Below are 5,130 nucleotides of genomic sequence, written 5' to 3'. Positions count from 1 at the left end.
GACGGCCTACCCTACGTCACGCTCCGTTCTGTGGGAGCCCAGGGGTGCAATTCCCCTGGGCCACCCGACCTCAGGAAAGCGCGTTACCCTTCGCCGAGGCAGGGACCATCCATCCGAGGCTTTCGGCCCAGCGGCGGGCACGTTCGGGTTCGCCGGCCACCAGGGGGCCCGGCGGGCCGTCGACGTAGAAGCTCCGTGGACGGTCGAGGAGGGAGAAGCTGAGACGGTGCAGGCACCTTGCTGCACTGGCCGCGGCCGAACCCGCGGGACGGGGGTGACGGACCTTCGTGTCGAACGTGGCCGCTCCGGTGAGCGGCGTCTCCTCGGGCGACCCACTCGGTTGCCTGGGCAGTGCCTCGAGCCACTCCCGGATCCCGATCCCCGGTGACACGACATTGCCCTCGGTCCGCCTGGTGGCGTCGTGCCGGGTCTCGGGCCGACTCATCTCGAACGCATGGGTGGGCCCGCCGACGATGAGGAGCCTGACATCGTCGTCCAGGGCCGGGTCTGCGGTGCCGACCTCTACGAGTCCGACGTCCAACCACGTCGACAGGCCGATCGCGACGGCGTCCGCGATCACCCTGGTGTTGCCGAACATCGATTCATACACGACGAGGGCGCGCATCTCGTCCCACTCCTCACCCGGAACCTCGTACCGGAGCCTCGTACGGTCCCGGCCGAGGGCGACGCCCGAATACCCGCGCTGTCCCGGCCGCCGTCGGTCTGTCGGCTGCCGCCGCGGGCTCCGGTCCTCCCGGTTCTTTCGGTTCTTCCGGTTCTTCCGGTTCTTGCGGCCGTAGGGGTCTCCTCGGCCGTCGCGGGCGTCGACCCTCGATCCAGGTTCCAGACCAGTGTCCTCCGTGGACGGCCACGCAGGGCAGGGTAGGACGGTCTGGTCAAATCGGACATTCGGCACGGTCGGCGGCTTCCCCATGGGCCGCCGCCGGAGGTCGGTCCGCGCCGCCGGGAGGCCCGGGCAGGAGGTATGGCGGGCGTGCGATGAAACGAGCGAACGCGGTCTGGAGGGTGCTGGTCTCCGTAGCGAGACCGGCCGGTGTGGTGACGAAGGTGGCGATGGTAGACAATCTCCTCACCGTACGTCGTCTAGCGGGTCGCACAGGAGAATAGGTGATCATGGAGGAGTTGCCCGAGTGGGCCGCGGGGATCGATGTCAATCGCCCGAGCGCCGCACGGATGTACGACTACGCGCTCGGCGGATCGCACAATTTCGCGGTGGACCGGGAGGCGACGCGCGCCACCATCGAGATCCTCCCGGACGCCCTGCTGATCGCCAGATCGAACCGGTTGTTCCTGCACCGGGCGGTGCGCTTCCTCGCTGCCGAGGCCGGGATCACACAGTTTCTGGATCTCGGCTCCGGGGTGCCGACGGTCGGTAACGTCCATGAGATCGCCGAAGGGGTGAATCCGGAGGCCCGGGTCGTCTATGTCGACATCGACCCGGTCGCCGTCATCCACTCCCGGATGCTGCTGGTCGACAATCCGCGGGCCACGGTGCTCCAGGCGGATGTTCGGCAGCCCGCGTCGATCCTCGGCTCCAGCGCGGTGGCCGAGCTGCTCGATCTTTCTCAACCGATCGCCGTGCTCATGGTGACGGTTCTGCATTTCGTCCCCGACAGCGATGACCCGGCTGGCATCATCGATTCCTTCCGGGAGGCGACGGCGCCGGGCAGTTACCTGGCCATCTCTCATGTGATCGCGGACGAGCGGGTCGTAGAGATCAACCAGGCCAGCAAGGTCTACGACGAGACCCCCACCGTGGTGACCCCGCGTTCCCGTGCGGAGATCGCCGGTCTGCTCCGCGGATACGAGCTCGTTGACCCGGGCCTGGTCTACCTACCGGCCTGGCGCCCGGACGCGGCGAGCATGGGCGCCGATCCCCTCGCGGACAACCCGGTGCGTTCCACGATACTTGCCGCGGTCGGGCGCCGGTGGCTCGCCGTTCCCGGCTGTTTCTGACTGTTCCTAGTTTTTATGATTTTTCTTAATTATTTTTACTTTTTACTTTTTTATTGGTTTTTCTCCGGCTTCCGGTGCTTTTCCGGCCAGCGGCCGAGATTCTGTCACAGGGCGGGTCAGGCCCAAGGTTTGTCATGGTCGGGCAAGAAATGCGTGCGATGAGGAGTGCGTGCGGTGAGGTCCCTGCCCCAGACGGCACGCCAGCAGGGCGTCGCGCGCTTCGCCCAGGCCTGGGCCCGAGAGATCCTCGGCGCCAGCTATCCGGCGATCGGCCTGATCGACGTCGAGCAGCGGTTACGGGCGTTGAGCGACCGGCTCGTCGACGCCCTGCTCGCCGAACCGTTCACGGCCGACCCTGCGGCCGCGGTCGGGGCTGCCGTCGTCGAGTACACCTTCGGCGCCGCGGACGCGTTGGCCGGAACCATCGAGATCTGTGGCACCAGACTGCTCACCGACCTACGACTCGGGACGGCCGACGGGTACGGCGCCCGGCTGGCGGCGTTGCAGGGCGGCCTGGCCCAGGGATACGCCCATGCGCTGCGGGAGCGGATCCTCGCCGGGCAGGACTCGATCCATCGTGCGGCTCTGCACGCGAGCGATGCCCGCTTCCGGCTGATCTTCACCGGCTCCGCGATCGGAATCCTGATCAATGATGGAGACGGACGGATCATCGACGCCAACGACGCTTTTCTGCGGATGCTCGGAGTCGGCCCGGGTCAGGTGCAGGGCAGGTCAATCGACGAGTTTGCGCATCCCCAGGACGCGAGGGAGCTCCGGGAGGCCTATGCCGCCCAGCGGACCGCCGGACCGGAGCACATCCGGATGGAGCGGCGGTTCACCGGGATCGGCGGGTCGGTGGTGTGGGCCGAGCTGACCACGTCGTGTCTGCGCGACGACGACGGGCGGTGCCGTGCGCAGCTCTCCATGATCGTGGATGTGACTGACCGGCATCTGTTGCAGAATCAGCTGCGCCGCCAGGCGCGGCACGACCCGCTTACCGGCCTGCCGAACCGGACGGTACTCATCGAACGGGTCCACGAACTGATAGCCACGGGACCGGAACGTCGCATCGGGCTGTGCTTCATCGATCTGGACGGATTCAAGATGGTGAACGACAGCCTCGGCCACGACGTCGGCGACCGGTTGCTCGTCGCCGTCACGGACCGGCTGCGTCGGGTGCTGTCCCCGGAGCAGCTCCTGGTCAGGATGGGTGGTAACGAGTTCGTGATCCTTGTCGCTGACACAGCCGGCACGGCGGACGCCGTCGCCGTCGCCGAGACCGTGCTGGCGGCGCTGGCGAGCCCACTGCGGGTGGGTGACCACGCGCTGTCCATCGGAGCAAGCATCGGCATCGTCGAACGGCCCGTCGCCGGCGGGGACTACGCCGATCTGCTACGGGCCGCCGACATCACGCTCTACCGGGCGAAGGCGGAGGGGAAGGGTCGCTGGGCCCTGTTCGACACGGAGCGAGGCGCCCGGCAGGTGACCCGGCACACTCTGTCGACCATGCTGCCCCGCACCCTCGAACAGGACCAGTTCGTCGTCGAGTACCAGCCGATCATCGCCCTCGGCGACGGTGCGGGTGCCAGGATGGCCGCCGGGGCGATGGTCGGGGTGGAGGCGCTGGTCCGCTGGCGGCATCCTGGCCTCGGTCTGCTGCCCCCCGATCTGTTTATCGGGATGGCGGAGGAGACCGGGTAGATCGTGCCCCTCGGCCGGCGAGTGCTGGAGCTCGCCTGTCGGCAGGCGCGGCAGTGGCAGGAGTGTCATCCGCACGCCCTGTTCGTCAGCGTCAACCTGGCCGCCCGGCAGACCCGCGAAGCCGGCCTGGTGGAACAGGTCCGACGCATTCTCGACGAGACCGGGCTTTCCCCGGACCTGCTCCAGCTGGAACTTACCGAGAGCGCCTTCATGGGCACGGCCGACGAGTCGCTGCGGGTCCTGCGCGGGCTCGCCGAGATGGGCGTACGGATCGCTATCGACGACTTCGGCACCGGTTATTCCAACCTCGCCTACCTGCGTCGGCTGCCGGTGCACACGCTCAAGCTCGCCGGACCGTTCGTCGAGGGCTTCCGCTCGGCGCGGGACGCCGACCCGGGGGGTGAGGAGATCGTGCAGACGCTGGTCACGTTGGCCCACACCCTGCGCCTGACGGTGACCGCCGAGGGCGTCGAGACCCCGATGCAGGCCGAGCGGTTGCGCGCGGCCGCCTGCGACAGCGCGCAGGGCTTTCTCTTCGCGCCGCCGCTGACGGCTGAGGAGATCACCCAGAGGATCCTGACCCGGTCCGCTGACTCGGACCGATCATCTTCGAGCCCCACGCAGGCAGCGCGGGCGGCATGGGCGCGCTGATCCCGTAGGGCGCGCTGACCTCTCCACCCCCAGTGGACCTTCGGCCTGGATGGCCTTGGCTCCTCCGGGCGGGGGCTCCTCCGGGCGGGGGCGCCGGTCGGTGATCTGCGGTCGGCACCCGTCATACGCTGGGAGTTTGGAGCCGGTAGTCCCGGGAATGGGCGGCGTGTCGATGTCTTCGATGCCGCGGTCCTCCCTGTCCTGGAGGCGGGGCGGACGGGGCCGCGCACCGGCCATGAGCCCAGACACCATGAGCCCAGACACCATGAGCCCAGACGAGGACGGGACCGCCCGTCGCCGGGCGGGCCGAGGATCATCCTGAGTGGATCGCCGACCGTCCCGCGCAGATCGTGAATCGTGCCGGGGAGGGTGTGGAGGAGCCCAGGGGCCGGGCTGTCGGGTGGCCCACCGGCCGTTTCACCGACCGCGCCACCGGAGGGTCGACGGGCCGGGATCCGGCGGACGCGGTCGAGCGCCTCTTCGGCGGGGCCGGCAGGCCTGGCTGGCGCAGGGGGATCGGCCTTGACCAGGCATCGGCGGTCGAGAGACGGGACACGAGGGAGTAGCGGCCATGAGCACGGCGGCCGGGGCTGAGGATCTCACGGCCCTCGCCCGGCGACTCGCGCCTGAGGTCCTCGAGGAGGCCGTTCGAGAGGCCCGCGAACTCGCCCGACATCAGATCGTCGAGTGCCTCGCCCGTGAGATCACCCGGGTGGCGATGGAGGGCATCAGGCCGGCCGTGACCCCGCCTCGGGACCTTCCCCCCGTTCCGGTCTCGCAGTCGGGGTCGGTTCCGGAGTC

General features: G+C 68.9%; 2 protein-coding genes and 2 pseudogenes. 3 read left to right on the top strand and 1 reads right to left on the bottom strand.

All coding sequences use genetic code 11. The features are described 5' to 3' along the window. Nucleotides 1–70 precede the first annotated feature (70 nt). Entirely contained in the window at nt 71–625 is a 555-nt protein-coding gene (locus AC08ON_RS13475) for a flavodoxin family protein (protein ID WP_476607738.1), read from the bottom strand. 509 nt (nt 626–1,134) lie between these two features. Here AC08ON_RS13475 and AC08ON_RS13470 point away from each other — a divergent pair. From AC08ON_RS13470 to AC08ON_RS13460, 3 genes and pseudogenes are all read left to right on the top strand, one after another. Continuing rightward, nucleotides 1,135–1,977 (top strand): SAM-dependent methyltransferase, encoded by an 843-nt coding sequence (locus AC08ON_RS13470; RefSeq protein WP_476607737.1) that lies wholly within the window; start codon nt 1,135–1,137, stop codon nt 1,975–1,977. 165 nt (nt 1,978–2,142) lie between these two features. Beyond that, a pseudogene (locus AC08ON_RS13465) lies at nt 2,143–4,329 on the top strand (putative bifunctional diguanylate cyclase/phosphodiesterase). 571 nt (nt 4,330–4,900) lie between these two features. Next, nucleotides 4,901–5,130: pseudogene (locus tag AC08ON_RS13460) on the top strand (hypothetical protein); the annotation flags it as partial.

The sequence above is a fragment of the Frankia sp. CoWAU3 genome (assembly GCF_977971855.1).
This window is presented reverse-complemented; position numbering and strand designations above follow the sequence as displayed.